The 23,588-nt window shown below is 65.8% G+C and carries 26 protein-coding genes; 14 read left to right on the top strand and 12 right to left on the bottom strand.

The annotated features are described in order from the left end of the window. Positions 1-85 precede the first annotated feature (85 nt). The 6 genes from IE191_RS00220 to IE191_RS00195 all read right to left on the bottom strand — a co-directional run bounded on the left by IE191_RS00220 (position 86) and on the right by IE191_RS00195 (position 3,931). Complete coding sequence (locus IE191_RS00220; protein ID WP_191322349.1) at positions 86-421, bottom strand: hypothetical protein; 336 nt, start codon at positions 419-421, stop codon at positions 86-88. A 39-nt stretch (positions 422-460) separates the two neighbouring features. Continuing rightward, positions 461-1,933 carry an NAD(P)(+) transhydrogenase (Re/Si-specific) subunit beta gene (locus IE191_RS00215; protein WP_191322348.1) on the bottom strand — a complete coding sequence of 491 codons (1,473 nt, stop codon included), beginning with the start codon at positions 1,931-1,933 and terminating at the stop codon, positions 461-463. Further along, positions 1,933-2,217: a proton-translocating transhydrogenase family protein gene (locus tag IE191_RS00210; protein WP_110761118.1), complete on the bottom strand. Its 285-nt coding sequence runs from the start codon at positions 2,215-2,217 to the stop codon at positions 1,933-1,935. Before IE191_RS00210 ends, IE191_RS00215 begins: the two co-directional genes overlap by 1 nt. Next, positions 2,217-2,591, bottom strand: a complete 375-nt coding sequence (locus IE191_RS20955; protein ID WP_268249408.1) for an endonuclease domain-containing protein — start codon at positions 2,589-2,591, stop codon at positions 2,217-2,219. The genes IE191_RS00210 and IE191_RS20955 overlap by 1 nt, the downstream gene beginning before the upstream one ends. Before the next feature lie 83 nt (positions 2,592-2,674). Beyond that, a complete protein-coding gene (locus IE191_RS00200; protein ID WP_229814987.1) occupies positions 2,675-3,805 on the bottom strand; it encodes an NAD(P) transhydrogenase subunit alpha in 1,131 nt (376 codons plus the stop codon). Positions 3,806-3,808: 3 nt separating this feature from the next. Then, positions 3,809-3,931, bottom strand: coding sequence for an aa3-type cytochrome c oxidase subunit IV (locus IE191_RS00195; protein ID WP_191322347.1), 123 nt, complete (start codon positions 3,929-3,931; stop codon positions 3,809-3,811). Between the two features lie 143 nt (positions 3,932-4,074). Here IE191_RS00195 and IE191_RS00190 point away from each other — a divergent pair, with 143 nt between their 5' ends. Further along, positions 4,075-5,493, top strand: coding sequence for a sigma-54-dependent transcriptional regulator (locus IE191_RS00190; protein WP_191322346.1), 1,419 nt, complete (start codon positions 4,075-4,077; stop codon positions 5,491-5,493). Positions 5,494-5,728: 235 nt separating this feature from the next. Here IE191_RS00190 and folP read toward each other — a convergent pair whose 3' ends face one another. The 3 genes from folP to rnhB form a co-directional block, all read right to left on the bottom strand. Next, positions 5,729-6,838 (bottom strand): dihydropteroate synthase, encoded by a 1,110-nt coding sequence (gene folP, locus IE191_RS00185; RefSeq protein ID WP_191322345.1) that lies wholly within the window; start codon positions 6,836-6,838, stop codon positions 5,729-5,731. 151 nt (positions 6,839-6,989) lie between these two features. Then, a complete protein-coding gene (locus IE191_RS00180) occupies positions 6,990-8,129 on the bottom strand; it encodes a site-specific DNA-methyltransferase (RefSeq protein WP_191322344.1) in 1,140 nt (379 codons plus the stop codon). A 219-nt stretch (positions 8,130-8,348) separates the two neighbouring features. Continuing rightward, the gene (gene rnhB / locus IE191_RS00175) at positions 8,349-8,978 is read right to left on the bottom strand and encodes a ribonuclease HII (protein ID WP_191322653.1); all 630 of its coding nucleotides are present in this window, start codon (positions 8,976-8,978) and stop codon (positions 8,349-8,351) included. A gap of 10 nt (positions 8,979-8,988) precedes the next feature. Here rnhB and IE191_RS00170 point away from each other — a divergent pair, with 10 nt between their 5' ends. The 7 genes from IE191_RS00170 to IE191_RS00140 all read left to right on the top strand — a co-directional run bounded on the left by IE191_RS00170 (position 8,989) and on the right by IE191_RS00140 (position 13,343). Continuing rightward, the gene (locus IE191_RS00170; protein WP_191322343.1) at positions 8,989-10,164 is read left to right on the top strand and encodes a PQQ-dependent sugar dehydrogenase; all 1,176 of its coding nucleotides are present in this window, start codon (positions 8,989-8,991) and stop codon (positions 10,162-10,164) included. Between the two features lie 42 nt (positions 10,165-10,206). Next, entirely contained in the window at positions 10,207-10,884 is a 678-nt protein-coding gene (locus tag IE191_RS00165; RefSeq protein WP_191322342.1) for a pyrimidine 5'-nucleotidase, read from the top strand. 47 nt (positions 10,885-10,931) lie between these two features. After that, complete coding sequence (gene dapD, locus IE191_RS00160; RefSeq protein WP_191322341.1) at positions 10,932-11,768, top strand: 2,3,4,5-tetrahydropyridine-2,6-dicarboxylate N-succinyltransferase; 837 nt, start codon at positions 10,932-10,934, stop codon at positions 11,766-11,768. Between the two features lie 93 nt (positions 11,769-11,861). Then, complete coding sequence (locus IE191_RS00155) at positions 11,862-12,080, top strand: hypothetical protein (RefSeq protein WP_191322340.1); 219 nt, start codon at positions 11,862-11,864, stop codon at positions 12,078-12,080. Positions 12,081-12,111: 31 nt separating this feature from the next. Continuing rightward, the gene (locus IE191_RS00150) at positions 12,112-12,474 is read left to right on the top strand and encodes a hypothetical protein (protein ID WP_191322652.1); all 363 of its coding nucleotides are present in this window, start codon (positions 12,112-12,114) and stop codon (positions 12,472-12,474) included. A 76-nt stretch (positions 12,475-12,550) separates the two neighbouring features. Then, positions 12,551-12,853 carry an alkylphosphonate utilization protein gene (locus IE191_RS00145; protein ID WP_191322339.1) on the top strand — a complete coding sequence of 101 codons (303 nt, stop codon included), beginning with the start codon at positions 12,551-12,553 and terminating at the stop codon, positions 12,851-12,853. 61 nt (positions 12,854-12,914) lie between these two features. Beyond that, positions 12,915-13,343: an OsmC family protein gene (locus IE191_RS00140; protein ID WP_191322338.1), complete on the top strand. Its 429-nt coding sequence runs from the start codon at positions 12,915-12,917 to the stop codon at positions 13,341-13,343. Between the two features lie 47 nt (positions 13,344-13,390). On the opposite strand, the gene IE191_RS00135 is transcribed toward IE191_RS00140, so the two are convergent. Then, the gene (locus tag IE191_RS00135; RefSeq protein ID WP_191322337.1) at positions 13,391-13,591 is read right to left on the bottom strand and encodes a hypothetical protein; all 201 of its coding nucleotides are present in this window, start codon (positions 13,589-13,591) and stop codon (positions 13,391-13,393) included. On the opposite strand from IE191_RS00135, the gene IE191_RS00130 reads away from it, so the two are divergent. Further along, the gene (locus tag IE191_RS00130) at positions 13,590-13,883 is read left to right on the top strand and encodes a hypothetical protein (RefSeq protein WP_191322336.1); all 294 of its coding nucleotides are present in this window, start codon (positions 13,590-13,592) and stop codon (positions 13,881-13,883) included. The genes IE191_RS00135 and IE191_RS00130 overlap by 2 nt on opposite strands. 106 nt (positions 13,884-13,989) lie before the next feature. On the opposite strand, the gene IE191_RS00125 is transcribed toward IE191_RS00130, so the two are convergent. Next, the gene (locus IE191_RS00125; protein WP_191322335.1) at positions 13,990-14,481 is read right to left on the bottom strand and encodes a glycine zipper 2TM domain-containing protein; all 492 of its coding nucleotides are present in this window, start codon (positions 14,479-14,481) and stop codon (positions 13,990-13,992) included. A gap of 115 nt (positions 14,482-14,596) precedes the next feature. After that, positions 14,597-16,462: a phosphomethylpyrimidine synthase ThiC gene (gene thiC / locus IE191_RS00120; RefSeq protein WP_191322334.1), complete on the bottom strand. Its 1,866-nt coding sequence runs from the start codon at positions 16,460-16,462 to the stop codon at positions 14,597-14,599. A gap of 389 nt (positions 16,463-16,851) precedes the next feature. Between thiC and IE191_RS00115 the strand changes: the two genes are divergently transcribed. The 5 genes from IE191_RS00115 (at position 16,852) to IE191_RS00095 (ending at position 23,580) form a co-directional block, all read left to right on the top strand. Further along, positions 16,852-18,978, top strand: coding sequence for a TonB-dependent siderophore receptor (locus IE191_RS00115; RefSeq protein ID WP_191322333.1), 2,127 nt, complete (start codon positions 16,852-16,854; stop codon positions 18,976-18,978). A 5-nt stretch (positions 18,979-18,983) separates the two neighbouring features. Continuing rightward, positions 18,984-20,234: a PepSY-associated TM helix domain-containing protein gene (locus IE191_RS00110; protein WP_191322332.1), complete on the top strand. Its 1,251-nt coding sequence runs from the start codon at positions 18,984-18,986 to the stop codon at positions 20,232-20,234. Positions 20,235-20,327: 93 nt separating this feature from the next. Continuing rightward, a complete protein-coding gene (crtY, locus tag IE191_RS00105) occupies positions 20,328-21,527 on the top strand; it encodes a lycopene beta-cyclase CrtY (RefSeq protein WP_191322331.1) in 1,200 nt (399 codons plus the stop codon). Then, positions 21,524-23,002 carry a phytoene desaturase gene (locus IE191_RS00100; protein ID WP_191322330.1) on the top strand — a complete coding sequence of 493 codons (1,479 nt, stop codon included), beginning with the start codon at positions 21,524-21,526 and terminating at the stop codon, positions 23,000-23,002. Before crtY ends, IE191_RS00100 begins: the two co-directional genes overlap by 4 nt. Further along, the gene (locus tag IE191_RS00095; protein ID WP_191322329.1) at positions 22,999-23,580 is read left to right on the top strand and encodes an LOG family protein; all 582 of its coding nucleotides are present in this window, start codon (positions 22,999-23,001) and stop codon (positions 23,578-23,580) included. Before IE191_RS00100 ends, IE191_RS00095 begins: the two co-directional genes overlap by 4 nt. The last annotated feature ends 8 nt before the right edge of the window (positions 23,581-23,588 follow it).

Below are 23,588 nucleotides of genomic sequence, written 5' to 3'. Positions count from 1 at the left end.
CCGTTCCGGTTCCCCAGCCTTAGGCAAGGCGTGTCCGCAGGTCCAGCGGGCGCAGCGGGCAATCCGCCGCGCGCCCGCGCACGGCTCACCGCTTTTCGGGGGCCAGACCCAGCGCGCAGAGCGCCGCCGCGCTGGTCGTTACCTGTACAAGTTGCGGATCGTCCAGCCGCTTCACCGTCCACACATAGTCGGCCAGGCTGCGCTTGGGCGCCTGCAACGCTTCCAGCCGGCGCAACTGGCCGATGGAGAGACGGTCGGTCATCCGCTCGGCCATGCAGGCGGCATTGGCGCGGTCGATGCCGGCGTTGACCAGGGCGCTGCGCACGCGGCTTTCAGCCAGCTTGGATACACAGGCGGAAGAAGACAGGGCCAGCGCGATCAAGACCAGGCGCGTGGGGGCAAGAATGGCAAAAGGCTTCATGCCCCGCCTTCTCGCCCCGGCGCACGCGGTCTGTCAACGTCAGTGCTGCAACGCCTTGACGATCTCCTCGACCATCTTCTTGGCATCGGCCAGCAGCATCATCGTCTGGTCCATGTAGAACACGTCGTTGTCGACGCCGGAATAGCCGACCCCGCCCATCGAGCGCTTGACGAAGAAAATCGTCTTGGCCTTGTCGACGTCGAACACCGGCATGCCATAGATCGGGCTGGACTTGTCGGTCTTGGCGGCCGGGTTGACCACGTCGTTGGCGCCGATCACGAAAGCCACATCGGCCTGCGCGAAATCGCCCTGGATGTCTTCCAGTTCAAAGACTTCATCGTACGGCACGTTGGCTTCGGCAAGCAGCACGTTCATGTGCCCCGGCATGCGCCCGGCCACGGGGTGGATCGCATACTTCACGTTGACGCCATTGGCCTTGAGCACGTCGGCCATCTCGCGCAGCACGTGCTGCGCCTGGCTCACGGCCATGCCATAGCCGGGGATGATGATGACGTTTTCGGCTTCCTTCATCAGGAACGCGGCGTCTTCGGCCGAGCCGCGCTTCCACGGGCGCTGCTCCTTGGCCGCGCCGCCGCTCGCCGTTGCCTCGGCGCCGAAACCGCCGGCGATCACCGACAGGAACGAGCGGTTCATTGCCTTGCACATGATGTACGACAGGATCGCCCCCGAAGAGCCGACCAGCGCGCCAGTGACGATCATCGCGGTGTTGTGCAGCGTGAAGCCCATCGCCGCCGCGGCCCAGCCGGAATAGCTGTTGAGCATCGAGACCACCACCGGCATGTCTGCCCCCCCGATGGGGATGATCAGCAGGAAGCCGATCGCAAACGACAGCACGGTGATCGTGGCAATGACCCAGGCGCTTTCATCTTGCGTGAACCATGCGACCAGCCCGAGGATGGCGATCAGCGTGCCCAGGTTGAGCACGTGCCTGCCCGGCAACAGGATCGCCGCGCCGCTCATCTTGCCGGCGAGCTTGAGGAAAGCGATGATCGAACCGGAAAAGGTGATCGCGCCGATGGCAATGCCCAGGCCCATTTCGATGCGGCTCTGCGGCTCGATCTCGTTGACAAATCCCACCGGCGCGCCGCCATTTCCAATCACGGCCTCCAGCAAATTTTCCACCGGAACTTGATGGAGAATGCCGAACGCACCGGGATTGGCATAAGCCGCCAGCCCCACCAGCACCGCTGCCAGACCGACCAGCGAGTGGAACGCCGCCACCAATTGCGGCATCGCCGTCATCTGGATGCGCCGGGCGATGACGAAGCCGATGCCACCGCCGATGGCAATGGCCACGGCGATTTCCGGCAGGCTGGCGATCGAATGAGTGACCAGCGTGGTCGCAACGGCAATGGTCATGCCGATCATGCCATAGCGGTTGCCCGCCCGGCTCGTGCCCGGCGAAGACAGCCCGCGCAGCGCCATGATGAACAGCACACCGGCAACCAGATAGGCCAGGCCCACCCAGGGAGAAGAGGTGACATGTTCCATCACTTCTTCTCCTTCTTCTTGTACATCGCCAGCATGCGCTGCGTCACGGCAAAGCCACCGAAGATGTTGACCGAAGCCAGCACCACCGCGCCCAGCCCCAGGAACTTGGCCAAAGGCGAACCCGCCGCCGCCGACGCAACCAGCGCACCGACGATGATCACCGAAGAAATGGCATTGGTCACCGCCATCAACGGCGTGTGCAGGGCCGGCGTGACCGACCAGACCACGTAATACCCGACAAAGCAGGCAAGCACGAAAATGCTCAGGATCGATATGAAGTCCATCAGCTTTCCTCCCCGGAACGGGGAGGGGGACCGTCCGCAGGACGGTGGAGGGGACTGGCCGCGCGCGCGACGATCGCTTCTGCCGTTCCCACGGCATCGGCCAGCACGCGCCTTGCAGAAACCCTCAACACCCTGAACCCGTTCTCATTCATGAAGCGCCGGCTTGTTTCATCGTGGGCAGCGCGATCGCTGTTGTCATGTGCCATGCCGTCCACCTCGACCACGAGACGGTGGGACAGGCAGCAGAAATCGGCCACATAGGGTCCGATCGGATGCTGCCGGCGGAACTTCAGGCCTTCCGGCCGTTGGCGCAGTTGCCGCCAGAGCAAGCGCTCGGGCACACTCATCGTGCGGCGCAGTTTTCGTGCGAGGATGACTTCGCGGCGTGCTGCGGGCCGCGAGTCCCCTCCACCGCCCTGCGGGCGGTCCCCCTCCCCGTGCCGGGGAGGAAACGCCCTCAACCCTTCAGCCTTTCGTGCACCACCTGGCCGCCTTGGGTCAGGCGGATGGCATTGCCGATTTCCTCGTCCAGGACCGGGCGGCCCTGCTCCTTGTCCCAGAACGCCGAGAGGAAATTGAACAGGTTGCGCGAAAACAGCGCCGAAGCATCGGCGGGCAATAGCGCCGGCGTGTTGGCATAGCCGACGATCTTCACGCCGTGGCGCTCCACCACCTGATCGGGCAGGCTGCCTTCCACATTGCCACCCTGCGCCACGGCCAGGTCATAGATCACCGAGCCGGGACGCATCGTGGCAATCTGGGCGTCGGTGATCAGGCGTGGCGCCGCCCGGCCGGGAATCAGCGCGGTGGTGATCACGATATCCTGCTTGGCGATGTGGCTGGATACCAGCTCGGCCTGGGCCTTCTGGTATTCCGGGCTCATTTCGGTGGCATAGCCCCCGGCACCTTCGCCCTCGATCCCCGCCACGTTTTCCACGAAGATCGGCTTGGCGCCCAGCGACTGGATCTGCTCCTTGGTGGCAGAGCGGACGTCGGTGGCCGAAACCTGCGCGCCCAGGCGCCGCGCCGTGGCGATCGCCTGCAAGCCGGCCACGCCCACCCCCATCACGAAGACCTTGGCCGCGCTCACCGTGCCGGCCGCCGTCATCATCATCGGAAAGGCCCGGCCATAGAGGTTGGCCGCCACCAGCACCGCCTTGTATCCGGCAAGGTTGGCCTGCGAGGAAAGGATGTCCATCGATTGCGCACGGGTGATGCGCGGCATGAATTCCATGGCCAGCGCTTCCAGCCCGGCGGCGGCATAGGCATCGACCCGGCCACGCTGTCCAAACGGATCGAGTGAGGCGACCACCCAGGCCCCCGATGCGGCACTGGCCAGTAAGGCCGGATCCGGCCCCTGCACGCCCAGCACGATCTGCGCCCCGGCCGCGACATCGGCACTGGCAATTACCGCCCCCGCCGCGTGATAATCCTCGTCGGAAATGCCGGCGCCCTTCCCCGCGCCGCTTTCCACCACCAGTCTGGCCCCCAGGCCGGCCAGCTTGCGCACCGTTTCCGGTGTCGCCGCCACCCGGCTCTCTCCCATCGCGCGTTCGGCAAGAACCGCGATCGTTATGTCTTGTGACATTCTTTACTGGATGATCAGGACCACGAACGCGACGATCAACGCGATCACCGGCACGGCAACCTTGATCAAGGACAGAAAGCCTTCGTAGGTTTCGCGCGCAGCCTTCATATCATTGGCAGACGTCATGCTCTCTCTTCCCTCGTTATTATCCTTGGAGGCACCTTATCCATCCGTCCGGCAGCCCTCAAGGGCGATTGAACAGCCTGATTGTTTAATCAGGTTTTTACCAGAAAAGACTAAACCCTAGGTGTTTCAACCACGGGAATGCCATGGCCGACGCCGACGACCGCCTGCTGATGCTGATCGATGATGAGCCTGCCCAATGCCGGCTGATCACGGCGCTGGCCGCGCGCGAAGGCTGGCGCACGATCGTGGCGCGCGATTCCGAAACGGCGATTGCCATGCTGGGCACCCGCCAGGGCATGCAATTGGGCGCGATCATTCTGGATCAATGGGTTCCGGGTGACGATGCCTGCGCCCTGATCGCCGAGCTCAAGGCCCGCCGCCCCGCGCTGCCGATCCTGATGCTCACCACCAGCGCCTCGCCGCTGCTGGCGGTGGAAGCCATGCGCGCGGGCGCGACCGACTACCTGATCAAGCCGGTCGCGCCCGACCGCCTGCTCCACGCCCTGCGCAGCGCGACCACGCGCGAAGCACCGGCCGCCGAACTGCAACCGCTTACCGAAAAGATCGGCACGACGCTGGATTTCGATTCGATGATCGGCGCGGCCCCCGCCTTTCGCGCCGCGCTGGCGGTGGCGGCCAAGGCTGCGCGCACCCAGCAAACCGTGCTGATCGAGGGCGAAAGCGGCACCGGCAAGGAAATGCTGGTTCGTGCCATGCACGCCGCCAGCCCGCGCGCCAAGGCGCCGCTGCGCATCATCAACGCCGGCGGCATTCCCGCCAACCAGATCGAAAGCGTGCTGTTCGGCCACGAAAAGGGCGCGTTTCCCGGCGCGTTCGATCGTCACATCGGCGCGCTTCAGCATGCCGACGGCGGCACCCTGGTGATCGACGAGGTCGATCGCCTGCCCACCCATGTCCAGGAACGCCTGGCGCAATTCCTGGATCGCGGAGACGTGCAGCCGATCGGCGCGCGCCATTCGTTCCGCATCGATGTGCGGCTGCTGGCATGCAGCAATGCGCCCTTGCGCGATCTTGCCGATGCCGGGCTCTATCATGCGCCCCTGGTCGAGGCCCTGGCCGTGGTCCACGTCCATCTGCCCGCATTGCGCCAGCGGGCGGGCGACATTGCCGCCCTGGCCCGCTATTTCCTCGCGCGCATCGGCGAGCAGCCCGGCCTGCGCCCGTTGGGCATCACCGACGGCGCGCTGGCGCTGCTCAAGGCCTATGACTGGCCGGGCAACGTGCGGCAATTGCAGGCCACGCTGTTTCGCGCCGCCGTGTTCTGCGATGCCGAAACGCTCACGGCGCAGGACTTTCCCAACCTTTCCACGATGGTGGGAGAAACCCCGCGCAGTCCTGCCCCTATCAGCGACGGCGCGGGCGTGATGCTGTTCACGCCGGATGGCAACCTGCGTCCACTCGAAGAGATCGAAGCCGACGTCATTCGCCTGGCGATCGGCCACTATCGCGGCCGCATGACCGAAGTGGCCCGGCGCCTGGGCATCGGCCGCTCCACGCTCTATCGCAAGCTTTCCGAACTGGGCATCGACAACGCGGCTTGAACTGTTGTGCGGGACAGGGGCTTCGACAAGCTCAGCCCGAACGGTGCTGAGAAAACTGTTCTTCCGATCCGTTCGCCCTGAGCTTGTCGAAGGGCGCTGAAATTCTGGCGCCGTGCTTGGCGCCCTTCGACAAGCTCAGGGCGAACGGAAGTGGCCAAGGTATTCAAACGAATTCAATAGCAACAGCCGTTCGGGCTGAGCTTGTCGAAGCCCGCCTGCCCCAGCCCGGCAACCCTCACACCAGCTGCGAAAAATCGGTCAGCGCGGCATCGCGCAGCCCGCGCCACACGCGCAGGGCCTGCACGGTATCGGCCACGTCGTGGACCCGCACCATCTGGCAGCCTGCCTCCAGCGCCTTGATCGCCAGTGTCACCGATCCGCCCAGGCGCTGGTGCGCGGGCGCCTCGTTGGACAAGGCGCCGATCATGCGCTTGCGGCTGGCAGCAAACAGGATCGGCTGGCCCAGTGCATGAAACAGCGGCAAGGCGTTGATCAGCGCCAGGTTGTCGGCCAGCGTCTTGCCAAAGCCGATGCCGGGATCGAGCAGGATCTTGTCGCTCGCGATCCCCGCCGCCAGCGCGGCATCGCGGCGGGCGCGCAGATCGTCGAACACGTCGAGCACGACGTCCCGGTAATGCCCATCGGCGTGAAGGTCGTCCGCCCCGCCCGGCGCATGCATCAGCACCACCGGCGCGCCGCTCGCCGCCACGATTTCCAGGCTGCGCGGATCATGGCGCAGGGCCGAGACATCGTTGACGATATGGGCGCCCGCCGCCAGGGCCGCGGCAATCACGCTGGAGCGGCGACTGTCGATGGAAATCGCCGCGCCCGTTGCAGCCAGGCGTTCGATCACCGGCACCACGCGCTTGATTTCATCCCCTTCCCACACGGCGGCGGCATTGGGCCGGGTGGATTCCCCGCCCACGTCGATCACCGCCGCGCCCGCCGCCAGCATCGCGGCGACATGGTCGAGCGCGGCCTCGGGCTTGTCGAGGAACTGCCCGCCATCGGAAAAGCTGTCGGGCGTGACGTTGAGAATGCCCATGACCAGTGGCTGGTCGAGGCGCAGCACGCGCTCGCCACAGCCGATCGGGGCATGGTTCTTGCGCAGATTGGTCCATTGCGCGCTGGCTTCGGCGGCCAGCGCATCGGGCAAGGCGGCAATCGCGGCCGGAACATCGCTGGCGCCAAAGACCTGGCGGGAGACGATCCTGCCATCCTGGCGCACCAGCAAGGCGAAGCGGCTGGCGCAGGCCAGGCCACCGGCGAGGCGCACGGCGGCGCCATCATCGGCCTGCGGACTTTCGGTGAGCGCGATGGGGCGCAGGTAGACCGTCTCGTTCATGCAAAAGCCTTCGCCCCAGCTACCACACAGTCGTCACCCCGGACTTGATCCGGGGTCCCGCTTTTCTGGAAAGTTAGCGCAAGGCGTCCAAAAGAAGCTGGACCCCGGGTCAAGCCCGGGGTGACGAGAAGGAAAGCGACAAATAGCCTGATCAGTCTTCCACGGCCAGCAAGTAGCGCTGGCGCAGCACGTCGATCGGCTTCATCTCGCCCTTGTCCATGAAATGCCAGAACGTCCAGCCGTTGCACGACGCGGCGTTCTGCACCTTGGTGCCCATGCCATGGATCGATCCGCTGTCTTCGCCCACGGCCACGCTGCCATCGGCGCGCACCACGGCCTGCCAGCGGCGCTTCTTGTCCGCCAGGATCGTGCCCGGTGCCAGCCAGCCGCTTTCCACGAGCGAGCCGAACGGCACCTTGGGCGCGGCGCGCTTGGACTGCATGGTCTTGAGCGCGCTTTCATCGAGCGGCAGGGCCAGGTCGATGCGCTCCTGCGCCACTTCGATATAGTCGTCCTCGCGCTCGCAGCCGATCCAGTTGCGGCCCAGCCGCTTGGCCACCGCGCCGGTGGTGCCGGTGCCGAAGAACGGATCGAGCACCACGTCACCCTTGTTGGTGGTCGACAGGATCACGCGATAGAGCAGCGATTCCGGCTTTTGCGTCGGGTGCGCCTTGGTGCCGTTGCGCTTGAGCCGCTCCTTGCCCGAACAGATCGGCAGCACCCAGTCAGAGCGCATCTGCAACTCGTCGTTGAGCGTCTTCATCGCGCGATAGTTGAACGTGTACTTGGCCTTTTCGCTCTTGGCCGCCCAGATCAGGGTTTCATGGGCATTGGTAAACCGCGTGCCCTTGAAATTGGGCATCGGGTTGGTCTTGCGCCAGATGATGTCGTTGAGGATCCAGAAGCCCATGTCCTGGAGCATCGTGCCGAGGCGGAAGATGTTGTGATAGCTGCCGATCACCCAGATCGAGCCATTGGGCTTGAGCAGGCGATAGGCTTCGCTCAGCCATTCGCGGGTGAAGCGGTCATAGACGGCAAAGCTGTCGAACTGGTCCCAATGGTCGGTCACGGCATCGACATGGCTGCCATCGGGGCGCGCCAGATCGCCGCCCAGTTGCAGGTTGTAGGGCGGATCGGCAAAGATCATGTCGATCGAGCCGGTGGGCAGCGAGCGCATCATTTCGATGCAGTCGCCCTTCAGGATGCGGTTCACGGGCAGCGCGGGCGCCTGAACCTTGGCGGCCGTCTTGGCCCGCAAGGCGCGGGTGCGCGTTTTCACTGCCGTAACCATGATCATTCCTTCCAGTGTCGTTCGTTGACCTGGAATCTGAATCATCGCGACTCGCAGGTCAAGGCGCGACTCGCGGATTTGCGGCGAGTCGCAGCGTGATCGAAAGCGGAACGGAACGAGTCCGACACCCATATCTTGAGTCTGCGCAGGGCCTGCGACTCAAGATATGGTGCACGCAACTGTGGAAAATTTATTTGCAGGGCTTGTCGCGAGTCGCACTCAGATCAGCAGCAATTGCGCCACCGGGGCAAAGCTGCGCCGATGCAGCGGCGTGGGCCCGTGTTCGCGCAGCGCGGCCAGGTGCTGCGCCGTGCCATAGCCCGCGTTCCGCTCCCAGCCATAGTGCGGATAGCGTTCTGCCGCCGCGCGCATCAGCCGGTCGCGATGTTCCTTGGCAATGATCGAGGCGGCCGAGATGCACGGCTCGATCGCATCGCCGCCCACGATCGCGCGCGCCGGCCAGCACCAGTCGGTGTGGCGCCCCTGCGGCGTCAGGTTGCCGTCCACGCGCACTTCACCCACCGCGCCATCGAGCTGCGCGACCAGGCCCTGCACCGCCAGGGTCATGGCCAGCATCGTCGCGCCGAAGATGTTGAGCCGGTCGATCTCTTCCGGCTCCACCACGCCCACGGCCCAGCGGCACTGCGCCTTGATCTGCTCTTCCAGCACGGCGCGGCGCTTGGCCGAGAGCTTCTTGGAATCCGCGAGGCCCTCTGGCGGGCGCCGCCCGAGCAGGACTGCGCCAGCCACCACCGGCCCGGCCAGTGGCCCGCGCCCGGCTTCGTCCACGCCGATCACATGCCCGGAAACACGAGCGATTTTGGTGGCACGTCGGCGGGTTTCAGGCATTGTTCCGGTCATGAAGAAAACGATCCTCTCGGCTCTATCGCCGCTCGCGTTCCTCGCCGCAAGCTGCGGCTCGCAGGCCCAGCCCGAACCGGCCGGGGAACAGGCCAAGGAGCAAGCCGGCGCGGTCGAGCAGCGCGACGGCTTCGCCATCACCGATCTGGCCCGCTTCGATAGTCCCTGGGCGCTGGCGTTCCTGCCCGGCCGCCCCGATGTTCTGGTGACCGAGCGCACCGGCGCGCTCAAGCTGTGGCGCCCGGGCGGCAAGGCCGTGGTGGTGGCCGGCACGCCCAAAGTGGATGCCGGCGGCCAGGGTGGACTTGGCGATGTGGCGGTGGCGCCCGATTTCGCGCGCAGCGGCCTGGTCTACCTCACCTGGGCCGAGGCTGGCCCTGGCGACACGCGCGGCGCTGCGCTCGGCCGCGCGCGGCTGGTGCTGGACAAGGGCGCACCGCGATTGGAAAACCTCACCGTCATCTGGCGCCAGGTGCCCAAGGTTTCCGGGCGCGGCCATTTCGGCCACCGCATCGCCTTTGCTCCCGATGGCCAGAGCCTGTTCCTCTCATCGGGCGAGCGACAGAAGTTCACCCCGGCGCAGGACATGGGCACCAACCTGGGCAAGATCCTGCACCTGACGCTCGATGGGCAGCCGGCACCGGGCAATCCCTTCGCCGCGCAGGGTGGCCTCGCCGCGCAAGTGTGGACGCTGGGCCATCGCAATCCGCTGGGCCTGCAATTCGATGCGCAGGGGCGGCTGTGGGATCTGGAGCACGGGCCGGCCGGCGGCGACGAATTGAACCTGCTCGAACCCGGCAAGAACTATGGCTGGCCGCTGGTTTCCGATGGCGACAACTATGACGGCACGCCGATCCCGCGCAACGCCACCCGCCCCGATCTGGCCGCTCCGGCGATCAGTTGGAACCCGGTGATCGCGCCGGGTGACTTCGTGTTCTATTCGGGCAAGGCCTTCCCGCAATGGCGCGGCCAGGCGCTCATCGCGGCGCTGGGCGCGGCCGGGATCGTGCGCGTGGGGATCGAGAGTGGACCAGGTGGGCGCCCGGTGGGCAAGGAACTGGAACGCATCGACCTGGGCACGCGCATTCGCGAGATTCGCGAAGCGGGCGATGGTACGCTATGGATTCTGGAAGACGGCGAAAACGCCCGGCTGAGGAGGCTTGCCCCGCGCTGATTTTACGGGCAGTCGGCGCGGCCATGCTCTCGAGGATGACGGATGCCCTTTGATCCCTCGCGTGTCGACTGCTGGATCTTCGATCTGGACAACACGCTCTACCCCGCCGAAACCTGCCTGTTCGATCAGATCGACGTGCGGATGGGGGCCTACATCGCCGATCTGCTGGGCTGCGACCATGCCGAGGCGCGGCGCGTGCAGAAGATGTATTTCCACGATCATGGCACCACGCTGGCCGGGCTGATGCACTTCCACGGCGTCGATCCCTATGAATTCCTGGGCTATGTCCACGATGTCGACATGGCCCCCCTGGCCCGCGCACCGCGCCTGGAAGAACGGCTGATGCGCCTGCCGGGCCGCCGCCTGGTGTTCACCAACGGCGATGCCGCGTATGCCACGCGCGTGCTCGATGCCTTGGGCATCACCCATTGCTTCGAGGGGCTGTGGGATATCCACGCGATGGAATACAAGCCCAAGCCAGAGCCTTCGGCCTATCGCGGCTTTGTTTCCGCCTTTGGCGTCGATCCGGCCCGCAGCGTGTTCTTCGAGGATTCGGCCCGCAACCTCACCCCGGCCAAGGCCATGGGCATGCAGACGGTTTGGCTCGATTTCGGCACCGACTGGGGCGCCCGCGCCAAGGACGAGGGCGCGATCGACGAGACCATCGACGATCTGGCTGCCTGGCTCGATGCGCTTGCCGATGGCGGCCACCTTCGCTAGGCGCGCTGCCAAACAGAGATACACCGTATCACCCAGGAGACACACGCATGACCGCACAGCTTGAAGCCGCCATCGAAGCCGCCTGGGAAAACCGCGCAGCGGTGACGCCGGCCAGCGACGACGTGCGCGCGGTGGTGGAACAGGCGCTGGCGCTGCTCGATGCCGGCCAGGCCCGCGTTGCCGAAAAGGTCGACGGGGAATGGCGCGTCAACCAGTGGCTGAAGAAGGCCGTGCTGCTCTCGTTCCGTCTCAACGACAACGCCGTCGTCGATGGCGGCAGCGCCGGCGCGCCCGCGTTCGACAAGGTGCCGAGCAAGTTTGCCGGGTGGGACGATGCCGCCTTCCGCGCCGCCGGTTTCCGTGTGGTGCCGGGCGCCGTGGCGCGCGCTGGCGCCCATATCGCCAAGAACGTCGTACTGATGCCCAGCTTCGTCAACATCGGCGCTTTCGTGGATGAAGGCACCATGGTCGATACCTGGGCCACCGTCGGTTCGTGCGCGCAGATCGGCAAGAACGTGCACATCTCGGGCGGCGTCGGCATTGGCGGCGTGCTCGAACCGCTCCAGGCCGGCCCGGTGATCATCGAAGACGGCGCGTTCATCGGCGCCCGTTCGGAAGTGGCCGAAGGCGTGATCGTGGGCGAAGGCGCGGTGCTGTCGATGGGCGTGTACCTCGGCGCCAGCACCAAGATCGTCGATCGCGCCACCGGCGAAGTGCATATCGGCCGCGTGCCGCCTTATGCCGTGGTCGTGCCCGGTGCCCTGCCCGGCAAGCCGCTGCCCGATGGCACGCCCGGCCCGTCGCTCTATTGCGCCGTGATCGTCAAGACCGCGGACGCGCAGACCCGCAGCAAGACGGGCATCAACGACCTGCTGCGCGACTGACCCGGAACCACGCGGCCTCTCCGCGCGTAGAATCGGGCGAACGGGGCGCGCTTCGGGCGCGCTCCACCCGATCAGACGTAGGAGAGCGTCGTCATGCAGAACGACCATACCCACGGGCAATCGCCCCCGGCTCGTCTCACCACCGACGAAGCTCGTGCCGCCACCGGCCTCAATGTGGTGCGCTGGGTGCTGTTGATCAGCCTGGTACTGGCCATCCTCGCCCTCTCGGCGATCTGGATCACCGGCGCGCTGACCAGCCCGCAGCCCGATCACAACGGCGTCGTCAGCGGCCAGGCGACCCCGGTTCCATGAGCCTGCGTGGCGTTGATGCGGGGGCGGCGTGATGCCCAGCGGCTGGAAACTTCACCCCGACAGCCGCGACCGCCTGCTGGCGCTGTTTCCACCGCGCTATGCCCGTACCGTGGCCAGCCACGTGACCCGTACCGTAGAGGCAAGGCCGGGTGATCCCCTGCCGCCTGCCATCCATCACGCCCGCGTCGTCGGTCACATCGACGATCCCATGGGCGTGGAAGCACTGGTGGTCGCGCTCGATGGCTCGACCGCGCGCCCAGACGGTGGCACCTGGCACATCACCTGGTCGCTGGCCGAGGACCGGGCCGCGCGCGACAGCAATGCCGCCTTGGCACAAGGCGCGTGGAAACCCCGCGACGGCGGGCGCATCGACCTTATCCCTGCCGTGTGGTGATGCGCCGAGGCTGGCGTATCCGCCTCCAACCTGTCATGGCCGGCCCGGGATCCATCGGGAACGGACAGGACGGGACATGAGCGACGACGAATACGTCTACGACGAAGACAGCGGCGAATGGATGACGGCAGCCGAGCAGGCCAGCCGCCGCGCCGCAGAAAATGCCATCGAAGTGCGAGATGCCGTGGGCAACGTGCTTCAGGACGGGGACCAGGTCACGCTGATTAAGGATCTCGACGTCAAAGGCGCGGGCCAGACGCTCAAGCGCGGCACGCTGATCAAGTCGATCCGCCTGACCGGCGACGCGCAGGAGATCGACTGCAAGTTCGACGGCATCAAGGGCCTCGTGCTGCGCGCGGAATTCGTGCGCAAGCGCTGATCCGGAACGCGCCGGGCAGCAGGGCGTTGGTCGGGAAATCCCGACAATTGGAGACGCCCCAATGCCCACCAGCACTGCATCCGCCCGCTACGAAGGCCTCGGCAAGCCCGGCAAGGGATCGATCAGCACCGCTTCGGGCGTGCTGCACGATCAGCCCTATGGCTTTGGCACGCGGTTCGAGGGCAAGCCCGGCACCAACCCGGAAGAGTTGATCGCAGCGGCGCATGCGGCCTGCTTTACCATGGCGACCAGCTTTGCCCTGGCCAAGGCCGGCCATGCCGACGGCACGCTCGACACCACCGCCAAGGTGACGCTGGAGGCCGATGGCGATGGCTTCAAGGTCACCCGCAGCGCACTTGCGCTCAAGGCAAACGTCCCCGGTATCACCGAATCGGACCTTGCCCGGATTGCCGACGAAGCCAAGGCCAATTGCCCGATTTCGCGTTTGCTGAACTGCGAAGTCACGCTGGAGCGTACGCTCGAATCTTGAGGATTTGCGCGGTTTTTCACGCTTTCGTATGCGCCCGATGGTGGTTGTCACCATCGGGCGCAATGCTGCCTGCTTGAAATAGAACGCATTTTCGAAAGAGCTTCGCTCACGGTTGCGCGTTTTGCAACCAAGGCCGCAACCAAAGCAATTGCTCGCAAGCGCAGCATGGGCGAAACGCTCTGCAACAAGAACACAACAGACGGGTGTCCGAAGGCAATCTCACCTTTTTCATCAGGGGAAATTGCCATGCTTCGTTCTTTCATTTCGACCGCTGCCGCCGCTCTCGTTCTCGCCGCTCCGGCGGTTGCTTCGGCGCAAGCGCAGGCCGACAGCTTCGCCTACAAGGGCGTGAGCTACTCCTACACCACCGAAACCAAGGGCGAAGAAAAGATCGTCCGTGGCACCGCCTATGCCGGCAAGGTGCCGTTCGAACTGCACATCCGCAAGAAGTCGGTGGAAGGCACCTTCAACGATCGTCCGGTCAGCTTCACGCTGAACGACGTGAAGAAGCTCGGCATCAACGTCGAAGCCGCCAAGTAATTTTCGGTTTCGGGCCAGGGACGCATCCCCGGCCGCACCCGCAAAACCTTAAGGCCCCTCCGCGCTGTGCGAAGGGGCCTTTTTGGTTTTGGCTATAAGGGACGCCTCAGCGGCAGCGCACGTTGTTGCTGTCGATAGCCGCGCCGGCGGCTGCACCGCCGATGGCCCCGATGATCGCGCCCAGCGGGCGGGAATCCCCGTTGGCGATCACCGAGCCGAGCAGCGCGCCAGACACGCCGCCCACGATCAAGCCGGTCGAGCCATCGGAACGACGGCAGTAATAGCGCCCGTCGCCGCCGCGATAGACCCGCTCGTCCATGCTCAGCCGATGTTCGCCATAGCGCGGATCTTCGCGGTAATAGCGATCGGCGTAATAGCCGCCGTACGACGGATCGGGCCGATTGTAGTCATAGTTGCCATAGCGGCGGTAATAACCATCGTCGCGATAGGCCCAACCGCCTTCGACGCCGCCATAGCCGCCGCGATGGCGGTGATAGCCGTTGTCATAGCCGGGGCGGCCGCCATAGGCGTAATCGTCGGTGCAGGCGGCAGTCAGGCCCGAGGCGGCCAGTGCCAATGCCAGCAAAGCCTTCTTCATGGCTTCGTCTCCATCGAGAGGGGTGGCGCGCTCCCGATCGGCAGCGCGCCATTCCAGATGGACAGGCAATGATCGGGAACCCTTGCGGTTCCTGGCCTGGTTCGCGATCCCCGCGCTATTCCGCTGCCGGCAGATAGAGCTCGCTGCCCGCCTCACGATACTTCTCGCTCATCGCCAGCATTCCCGCCTCGGCCTCCTCCGCCGCCAGGAACGTGTCAGCCGCTTGATTTTGCTTGGAAGCAAATTCGCGCACTTCCTGCGTGATCTTCATCGAACAGAACTTGGGCCCGCACATCGAGCAGAAGTGCGCGGTCTTGGCGCCTTCAGCCGGCAAAGTCTGGTCGTGATATTGCTCGGCGGTTTCGGGATCGAGGCTGAGGTTGAACTGGTCGCGCCAGCGGAACTCGAACCGCGCGCGGCTGAGCGCATCGTCGCGCAGCTTGGCGGCCGGATGGCCCTTGGCCAGGTCTGCGGCATGGGCAGCCAGCTTGTAGGTGACCACCCCGACTTTCACGTCGTCGCGATCCGGCAGGCCCAGATGCTCCTTGGGCGTGACGTAACACAGCATCGCCGTGCCGAACCAGCCGATCATCGCCGCGCCGATGCCGCTGGTGATATGGTCATAGCCCGGCGCAATGTCGGTGACGAGCGGCCCGAGCGTGTAGAACGGCGCCTCGCCACAGGCGACGAGCTGTTTGTCCATGTTTTCCTTGACCTTGTGCATCGGCACATGGCCCGGGCCCTCGATCATCACCTGCACGTCCTGCGCCCAGGCGCGCTTGGTCAGTTCGCCCAGCGTGTAAAGCTCGGCAAACTGGGCCTCGTCGTTGGCATCGGCCACGCTGCCGGGGCGCAGGCCATCGCCCAGCGAATAGGCGATGTCATAGGCCTTCATGATCTCGGTGATCTCGTCGAAATGCTCGTAGAGGAAGCTTTCGCGGTGGTGCGCCAGGCACCACTTGGCCATGATCGAGCCGCCCCGGCTGACGATGCCGGTCACGCGCTTGGCCGTGAGCGGGATATAGGGCAGGCGCACCCCGGCGTGGATGGTGAAATAGTCCACGCCCTGCTCGGCCTGCTCGATCAGCGTGTCGCGGAAGATGTCCCAGGTCAGGTCCTCGGCAATGCCGCCCACCTTTTCGAGCGCCTGGTAGATCGGCACCGTGCCGATCGGCACCGGGCTGTTGCGCAGGATCCATTCGCGCGTGTCGTGGATGTTGCGCCCGGTGGAAAGGTCCATCACCGTGTCCGCGCCCCAGCGGATCGACCAGACCATCTTGTCCACTTCGTTGGCCACGTCCGAAGCGACCGCCGAATTGCCGATGTTGGCGTTGATCTTGACCAGGAAATTGCGCCCGATCGCCATCGGTTCGCTTTCCGGGTGGTTGATGTTGCTGGGGATGATCGCCCGCCCACGCGCCACTTCGTCGCGCACGAATTCGGCGGTGACATAGTCGGGAATGCTGGCGCCCCAATCCTGCCCGTCGCGCGCCAGGGCTTCCTTCAACTGCTTGCGCCCCAGGTTCTCGCGGATGGCGACATATTCCATTTCGGGCGTGATCACGCCCTGCCGCGCATAGTGCATCTGGGTGACATTGGCGCCGGCCTTGGCGCGCAGCGGCGCGGGATTGACGTTGGGGAATGCGGGCACCCCGCCCGACCGGTCCGGCCCTTTCAGGCCATTGTCCTCGGGCTTCACTTCGCGCGCGGCATAGCTTTCCACGTCACCGCGTCCCACGATCCAGTCGTGGCGCAGGCGCGGCAGCCCGGCACGAATATCGATCGCCACTTTGGGATCGGTGTAGGGGCCGGAGGTGTCGTAGACGCGCAGCGGCGGTTCGCCACTGCCCGGCTCCAGCGCGATTTCGCGCATCGCCACAGTCAGGCCGGGAAAGCGCGGCGATTCCACATGAATCTTGCGGCTGCCGCGGATCGGGCCGGTGGTGACGCCAATTTCGAGGGGGGAATTGAGATCGGCCATACACGAGGTTCCTTTCGTGTGGACGAACGAAAGGCTTGTGGCACGCAACGGCAGTCGCTTGGCCGGCCCTCCCTCCGCCCGTGCTAACGGGTTCAGGTTCAACGGGTCGGGCTGCGTGACCAGCCCCTCTCAGCCTTGGATCAACCTGGCAACGCGGCTGCGCTGCCCGGCCACTGGCTCCCCGGGGTAGCGCCTTTCTACGGCCAAGCGCGCAGGCCTGCAAGCCCGCCTGCTAGCCCGCCTTGGATCGCCCGCCTCTGGTGGGCTGCTGACACAACCCTGCAACAACCACGAGATTTATTGAAAATGATTATCACTTTCCTTGACTCGTGATAACCGTTCGCATTAGCGGGCCTGCAACGGATCGCAGTTCAGGAAGGATGACAACCATGGCCCCCTCGCACTTTCGCCGCGCAGCGCTCGCCTATGGCGTCTCGCTCGCCGTGCTCGCCGGGGCACCGGCGCGGGCCGAAAGCGCCGACAGCAGCGACAATGCGAGCGAAGCCGAAGCCGGCAACGGCAGGAGCATCGTGGTCAATGGCGAACGTGGCCAGACCGTCGCCAGCGGCGCCACCGGCCTTGCCCTCTCCCTGATGGATACGCCGCAGTCGGTCAGCGTGGTCGATCGCAAGTTCCTCGACGATTTCGCGCTCGACGAGACCAACCAGTTGCTGCGCTACGTCACCGGGGTCAACGTGGACCAGGTCGAAACCGAGCGGACCTATTACAACGCGCGCGGCTTCGACATCGTAGACGCCATGATCGACGGCATCAGCCTGCCCAACATCTGGGGGCCGACGATCGGCGCGCAGGATTCGGTGATGTGCGACAATGTCGAAGTGGTGCGCGGCGCCAATGCCCTGCTCAGCGGGGCGGGCAATCCCTCGGGCACGATCAACTACCACCGCCGCCATCCCACCGGGCAGCGCCACATGTCGGCCGAGCTGTCCTATGGCTCGTGGAACAAGAAGCGCGCCGAAGTGGACCTGGACCTGCCGCTGACCGCCGATGGCAAGTGGGCCGTGCGGGTAACGGGCGCGGCGCAGGATGGCGGATCGTACTTGCGCAGCTACCACCACAAGCGCACTGCCGTTTCCAGCGTGCTCGACGGGGAAATCACTCCCAATCTCCATCTCTCGGCCGGCTACATGCGGCAGGATGGCAATTCCACCGGCGTGATGTGGGGCGCCCTGCCCTTGCAGGACAGCAAGGGCAACCAGTTGGAATACGATACCAGCGCATCGACGACGATGGACTGGACTTATTGGAAGACGCGGGACGAGACCGCCTATGGCCAGTTGACCTGGGATTTCGCGCCGGGATGGAGCGCGCGCGCGCACGTCACCCGCAAATACCATACCGAGGATGCGCGGCTGTTCTATGTCTATGGCACGCCCACGCAAAACAGCCAGAGCGGCGCGTGGGGCGGCCTCTATGGCTATCCCGGCTATTATGCCCCGGTGGCCAAGGGCTGGATCTACGATGGCACCGTGCAGGGCGCCTATCGCCTGTTCGGCCATGACCAGCAATTGACCCTGGGCGTCCAGCGCACGGTGGGCACCTATCTCTATTACGGCCGCCCGGCCGATCCCGCCTCTCCCGCCTGGGGTGAACTGTCCGGCCTTCCCGGCACGTGGACCGGAACGGAAGTGGCGCTGCCCACGTTTGGCGCGTTGGTCCAGCAGGAGCATACCGAAGATCGCCAATGGCGCCTGCGCGGTGCCAGCGACGTGGCCCTGACCGACCACCTCAGCGTGCTGCTCGGCGCCAGCTACCTGGTGGAGAAGACGCGCGGCATCAGCTTTGGCGTCAGCACCGACAAGAACGAAAAGGCGCTCAGCCCCTTCGTCGGTCTCACGTTCAAGGCCCTGCCGGGGCTGAACCTCTATGCCAGCTATTCCAGCATCTTTGCCCCTCAGGCCAATCTCGACATGGATCGCAAGCCGCTCGGCGCCGCCAAGGGCAAGAGCTACGAAGCCGGCATCAAGGCACAGACGCCGGGCGGCGGACTGTTCGGATCGGTCGCCTGGTTCCGCGCCGAGCAAAGCAACCTTGCCGACGCGGGCAGCTATGACACCGCCACCGGCCAGACACTCTACAACGGCATCCGCGCGGTCAGCCGCGGGGTGGAGGCCGAAGTGGGCGGCAAGCTGACCTCCACGCTCACCATCCAGGCAGGCGCGACCCATCTCAAGATGGATGATGGCGCCGGCAACCAGGTGCGCAGCTATGTGCCGCGCAACACCGCCAATCTCACGCTGCGCTGGAATCCGGTGGCACCGCTGCAACTGGGCGCGGCGGTCAAGTGGCAGGACACGATCTGGTCGGGCACGGTGCGCCAGGGCGATTATGCCACCCTGCAACTCCAGGCCGGCTATGAACTGAACGATCACGTTCAATTCAATCTCAACGTCGCCAATGCGACCAACCATTCCTACCTGACCAGCCTCTATTGGACGCAGGCCTATTACGCGGCGCCGCGCAATGTCACCGGCTCCGTGCGCGTGACGTTCTGATCGCCATGACGCTGCCTGGCCGTCCGTTCTGGGTGATCGTCCATCGCTGGGCCGGATTGACGCTGGCCCTGTTCCTGGCGCTAGCTGGCCTGACCGGCTCGTTGCTGCCATGGTTCGACGAGCTGGATGCAGCCACGGCCCCGGCCATGCAGAACGCTGCGCCGCCCCGGCCGGGCCAGGCGCCGCTGGACCCGCTGGCGGTGCGCGCGGCCTTGCTGGCGCGTCACCCTGCGGCGCGGGTGGATTTCGTCTACCTCACCCGCGAGGACGGCCGCGCCGACCGGCTCTATGCCACGTGGATCGACCCGCAGACCGGATTGGAGCGCGCCGACCGGCCCGATTGGGACGATGTCTTCATCAATCCCTGGACGGGGGAGGAACAGGGCCATCGCCGCTATGGCGCCATCCGCCAGGGCGTGAAGAACCTCATGCCGTTCCTCTACCAGCTCCATTTCTCGCTCGCGCTCGGCCCCTGGGGCCTGTTCGCCATGGGCCTGGCCGCGCTGGTCTGGACACTCGATTGCTTCGTCGGTTTCTATCTGACCCTGCCGCCCGGGGCACTGGGCAAGGCGGGTTTCCTGCGGCGCTGGCGGCCAAGCTGGAAGCTGCGCTATCCCAGCACGGGCTACAAGCTGACGTTCGACCTGCACCGCGCCGGCGGGCTATGGCTCTGGCCGATCCTGCTGGTGTTCGCGCTTTCGAGCGTCTCGTTCAACCTGCCGCAAGTCTATCGCCCGGCGCTCGCATTGCTCGGCGGCCAGGATAGCGAGGCCATGCTGGAGGCGGCCGCCCTGCCCCGCCCGCGCTGGACTCCGGCGCTCGATTTCCCCGCTGCGGCCCGGCGCGGTGCCGAACTCGCAGCGCAGGAAGCCACCCGACGCGGTCTCGCGCTGCCCGGCGATGGGCGTGCCTGGCTGTGGTATGTCCCCAGCGCCGGGCTCTATGTCTATGGCGTCAAGTCGTCGGCCGACGTGGCCCGCGACGGCGGCGGCACGCGCATCGCGTTTGATGGAAACAGCGGCGCGCTGCGCAGCGTGACGCTGCCCACCGGCGCACGGGCGGCCGATACCCTGACCACCTGGATCGTGGCGCTGCACATGGCGCAGGTTGGCGGGATCGCCTGGCGCATCGCGGTCACGCTGATCGGCCTTGGCACCACGGTGCTGTCGGTCACCGGCGTGCTGATCTGGCTGCGCAAGCGTTCGGCCCGCGCCGGTCGCCGGCTCAAGGCAAGCACGCGCGCCGTTCCGGTCTGATTTCCACGGCTCATCGCGGAAATCGGCGGGGCATTTGCAGCAGGGCCTTTGGGGCGGTTGCATGGGCGCGCGGGGTGGCCTAACGCCATGGCGATGAGCATACGCCATGCCGACATCGCGATCCTGGGCGGGGGCCTTGCCGGGGGATTGATCGCGCTTGCCCTGCGCAAGGCTCGCCCCGAATGCCGCCTGCTGCTGGTCGAACAGGACCAGGTGCTGGGCGGCAATCACGTATGGTCCTTCTTCGGCTCCGATGTGGGCAAGGCCGGGCGCGAACTGCTCGCGCCGATGGTCGAAGGCGCATGGTCGGGCTATTCGGTGCGCTTTCCGCGCTATAGCCGCGATCTGGCGACCAGCTACTATTCGATGACGTCGTCCCGTTTCGACGAAGCGCTCCGTGCCGCCCTGCCCGAGGATGCGATCCTCACCGGCGCGCGGGTGCTCGCCGCCGGTACCGGTGCGGTGACCCTGGCCGATGGCACGCGGATCGAGGCGAGCGCGGTGATCGACGCGCGCGGCATCCGCCTTCAGGGCCACCTGTCCGGCGGCTGGCAGAAATTCCTGGGCCAGCGCGTCAGGCTGGCGCAGCCGCACGGGCTGACCAAGCCGATCGTGATGGATGCCACCGTTGAGCAGGTGGACGGCTATCGCTTCGTCTATTGCCTGCCCTTCGGCGCGGACGAGATCTTCATCGAAGACACCTATTATTCCGACAGCACGACGATCGATCACCCGGCGCTGGCGGCGCGCATCGCCGCCTATGCGCAAAGCCAGGGCTGGACCATCGCCGAAGTGCTGCACGAAGAGCAGGGCGTGCTGCCGGTGGTTTCGGCCGGGGACTGGGACGGGTTCTGGCGCTCTTCGGGCGGGCAGATCGCCCGTGCCGGCACCCGCGCCGGGCTGTTTCACCCGGTCACCAGCTATTCGGTGCCCGAGGCGGTGCGCTTTGCCCTGGCCGTGGCGCAGCAAGCGGACCTGAGCCACGCCGCCCTTGCTGATTTCAGCGAGCGCTGGGCCAAGCGGCACTGGCAGCGCACCGGGTTTGCCCGTCTGCTTTCGGCCATGCTGTTCCAGGCGGCCGAGCCGCTGGCGCGCTATCGCATGATGGAACATTTCTACCGGCTGGATACGCGGCTGGTCGAACGCTTTTACGCCGGGCGCAGCACATTGCTGGACCGCGCCCGGATTTTCGTGGGTCGCCCCCCGGTTCCGGTGTCGCGGGCGCTCGCGGTTCTGGCCGGATCGGGCGCGCGCCCACGGCCACTCACTCTGGCAGGGATGCGCAAACAATGAAGCGAGCATGCGTGATCGGCGCCGGTTTCGGGGGCCTGGCTCTGGCGATCCGGCTTCAGGCCGGCGGGGTGCAGACCACTCTGATCGAAGCGCGCGACAAGCCCGGCGGCCGCGCCTATCACTGGCAACGCGACGGCTTCACGTTCGACGCCGGGCCAACCGTGGTGACCGACCCGGCCTGCCTGGAGGAACTCTGGGGCCTGACCGCGCACAAGCTGTCCGACGATGTCGAGCTGATGCCGGTCATGCCGTTCTACCGGCTCAACTGGGCCGATGGCACCAACTTCGACTATTCCAACGACGAAGCCTCGCTGCGCGCCGAGATCGCCAAGCTCTCCCCGCGCGACGTGGCCGGCTATGAGGAATTCCTGCTCTATTCGGCCGGCGTGTTCGAAGAAGGCTATGTCAAGCTGGGCGCGGTGCCGTTCCTCGATTTTGCCAGCATGATCAAGGCCGCGCCCGCGCTTGCCAAGTATCAGGCGTGGCGCTCGGTCTATTCGATGGTGTCCAAGTTCATCGAAAGCGAGAAGCTGCGCGAGGCGTTCAGCTTCCACACCCTGCTGGTCGGCGGCAATCCGATGAACACCAGCGCGATCTATGCCCTGATCCACAAGCTGGAAAAGGACGGCGGCGTGTGGTGGGCCAAGGGCGGCACCAACCGCCTGATCGCCGGCATGGTGACGCAGTTCCAGCGGATCGGCGGCGAAGTGCGCATGGGCGATCCCGTGGTGCGGATCGAGACGCTAGGCAACCGCGTGACGGGCGTCCACACCGCCAGCGGCTGGCACGGCAATTTCGATGCCGTCGCGTCGAACGGCGATATCATGCACACCTATCGCGATCTGCTGGGCGACAGCGCCACCGGCAAGAAGCGTTCGCGCGCGCTCAAGCGCAAGAAGTTCTCGCCCAGCCTGTTCGTCGTCCATTTCGGCATCGAGGGCACCTGGCCGGGCATTCCCCACCACATGATCCTGTTCGGCCCGCGCTACAAGGGGCTGCTGGATGACATCTACCAGCACGGCGTGCTGCCGCAGGATTTTTCGATCTACCTGCACCATCCCACCGTCACCGATCCCTCGGTCGCGCCCGAAGGCATGAGCACGTTCTATGCGCTGGTGCCCGTGGCCAACATGGGCAAGCTGCCGGTGGACTGGGCGGAAGTCGGCCCGGTGCTGGAAAAGCGCATCCTTGATGAAGTGGGCCGCCGCTTGATCCCGGACATTCACAGCCGCATCGTGACCAAGTTCCACTATGCACCCACCGATTTCGCGGCAGACCTTTCCGCCTACCAGGGCGCGGCGTTCAGCCTGGAGCCACTCCTCACCCAAAGCGCGTGGTTCCGCGCGCACAACCGCGATGACGACATTGCCAACTTCTACCTTGTCGGCGCCGGTACGCACCCCGGCGCGGGCATCCCCGGCGTGGTCGGCAGCGCCAAGGCCACGGCCAAGCTGATGCTGGAGGACCTGGCATGAAGCGGATCGCGGTCTATTGCGGATCGGCCAGCCCGGCCGACTGCCGCTATATTGCGCTGGCCGCCGAGGTGGGGCGGCAACTGGCCGAACGCGGCATCGGCGTGGTCTATGGCGGCGGGCGACTGGGCCTGATGGGCGCGGTTGCCGATGGCGCGCTGGCCGCAGGGGGCGAAGTGATCGGGGTGATCCCGCAGGCGCTGGTCAGCGCCGAAGTGGCGCACCAGGGACTGACCCGGCTGGAGGTGGTGCCCGGCATGCATGCACGCAAGCAGGCCTTCGTCGATCTGGCCGATGGCTTCCTGACCCTGCCCGGCGGCGTCGGCACGATGGACGAGCTGTGGGAAGCGATCAGTTGGGCGCAACTTGGCTATCACGCCAAGCCCGTCGGCGTGCTCAACGCCTATGGCTTTTACGATCACCTGCTGGCGTTCAACCGCCACATGATCGAGGTCGGCTTCATCCGTCCGGCCCATGCCGGGATCATGGTTGCCGAGCATGAGCTGGACCTGCTGCTTGCCCGCATGGCTGCGCACGAGCCGCATCAGCCGATCATTGCGATGCAGGCCTCGGACCTTTAGAGCCTGAT

The organism is Novosphingobium pokkalii (genome assembly GCF_014652855.1).
GTDB classification, from domain to species: domain Bacteria; phylum Pseudomonadota; class Alphaproteobacteria; order Sphingomonadales; family Sphingomonadaceae; genus Novosphingobium; species Novosphingobium pokkalii.
This window is presented reverse-complemented; position numbering and strand designations above follow the sequence as displayed.

Coding starts and splice junctions, on each gene's coding strand:
- IE191_RS00140 (WP_191322338.1), top strand. CDS start 12,915: ATGCCCACCAGCACTGCATCCGCCCGCTACGAAGGCCTCGGCAAGCCC.
- IE191_RS00145 (WP_191322339.1), top strand. CDS start 12,551: ATGAGCGACGACGAATACGTCTACGACGAAGACAGCGGCGAATGGATG.
- IE191_RS00095 (WP_191322329.1), top strand. CDS start 22,999: ATGAAGCGGATCGCGGTCTATTGCGGATCGGCCAGCCCGGCCGACTGC.
- IE191_RS00170 (WP_191322343.1), top strand. CDS start 8,989: ATGAAGAAAACGATCCTCTCGGCTCTATCGCCGCTCGCGTTCCTCGCC.
- IE191_RS00135 (WP_191322337.1), bottom strand. CDS start 13,591: ATGGCAATTTCCCCTGATGAAAAAGGTGAGATTGCCTTCGGACACCCG.
- rnhB (WP_191322653.1), bottom strand. CDS start 8,978: ATGCCTGAAACCCGCCGACGTGCCACCAAAATCGCTCGTGTTTCCGGG.
- IE191_RS00195 (WP_191322347.1), bottom strand. CDS start 3,931: ATGACGTCTGCCAATGATATGAAGGCTGCGCGCGAAACCTACGAAGGC.
- IE191_RS00215 (WP_191322348.1), bottom strand. CDS start 1,933: ATGGAACATGTCACCTCTTCTCCCTGGGTGGGCCTGGCCTATCTGGTT.
- IE191_RS00155 (WP_191322340.1), top strand. CDS start 11,862: ATGCAGAACGACCATACCCACGGGCAATCGCCCCCGGCTCGTCTCACC.
- IE191_RS00150 (WP_191322652.1), top strand. CDS start 12,112: ATGCCCAGCGGCTGGAAACTTCACCCCGACAGCCGCGACCGCCTGCTG.
- IE191_RS00115 (WP_191322333.1), top strand. CDS start 16,852: ATGGCCCCCTCGCACTTTCGCCGCGCAGCGCTCGCCTATGGCGTCTCG.
- IE191_RS00180 (WP_191322344.1), bottom strand. CDS start 8,129: ATGGTTACGGCAGTGAAAACGCGCACCCGCGCCTTGCGGGCCAAGACG.
- IE191_RS00210 (WP_110761118.1), bottom strand. CDS start 2,217: ATGGACTTCATATCGATCCTGAGCATTTTCGTGCTTGCCTGCTTTGTC.
- IE191_RS00130 (WP_191322336.1), top strand. CDS start 13,590: ATGCTTCGTTCTTTCATTTCGACCGCTGCCGCCGCTCTCGTTCTCGCC.
- crtY (WP_191322331.1), top strand. CDS start 20,328: ATGAGCATACGCCATGCCGACATCGCGATCCTGGGCGGGGGCCTTGCC.
- IE191_RS00220 (WP_191322349.1), bottom strand. CDS start 421: ATGAAGCCTTTTGCCATTCTTGCCCCCACGCGCCTGGTCTTGATCGCG.
- folP (WP_191322345.1), bottom strand. CDS start 6,838: ATGAACGAGACGGTCTACCTGCGCCCCATCGCGCTCACCGAAAGTCCG.
- dapD (WP_191322341.1), top strand. CDS start 10,932: ATGACCGCACAGCTTGAAGCCGCCATCGAAGCCGCCTGGGAAAACCGC.
- IE191_RS00110 (WP_191322332.1), top strand. CDS start 18,984: ATGACGCTGCCTGGCCGTCCGTTCTGGGTGATCGTCCATCGCTGGGCC.
- IE191_RS00100 (WP_191322330.1), top strand. CDS start 21,524: ATGAAGCGAGCATGCGTGATCGGCGCCGGTTTCGGGGGCCTGGCTCTG.
- IE191_RS00190 (WP_191322346.1), top strand. CDS start 4,075: ATGGCCGACGCCGACGACCGCCTGCTGATGCTGATCGATGATGAGCCT.
- IE191_RS00125 (WP_191322335.1), bottom strand. CDS start 14,481: ATGAAGAAGGCTTTGCTGGCATTGGCACTGGCCGCCTCGGGCCTGACT.
- IE191_RS00200 (WP_229814987.1), bottom strand. CDS start 3,805: ATGTCACAAGACATAACGATCGCGGTTCTTGCCGAACGCGCGATGGGA.
- thiC (WP_191322334.1), bottom strand. CDS start 16,462: ATGGCCGATCTCAATTCCCCCCTCGAAATTGGCGTCACCACCGGCCCG.
- IE191_RS00165 (WP_191322342.1), top strand. CDS start 10,207: ATGCCCTTTGATCCCTCGCGTGTCGACTGCTGGATCTTCGATCTGGAC.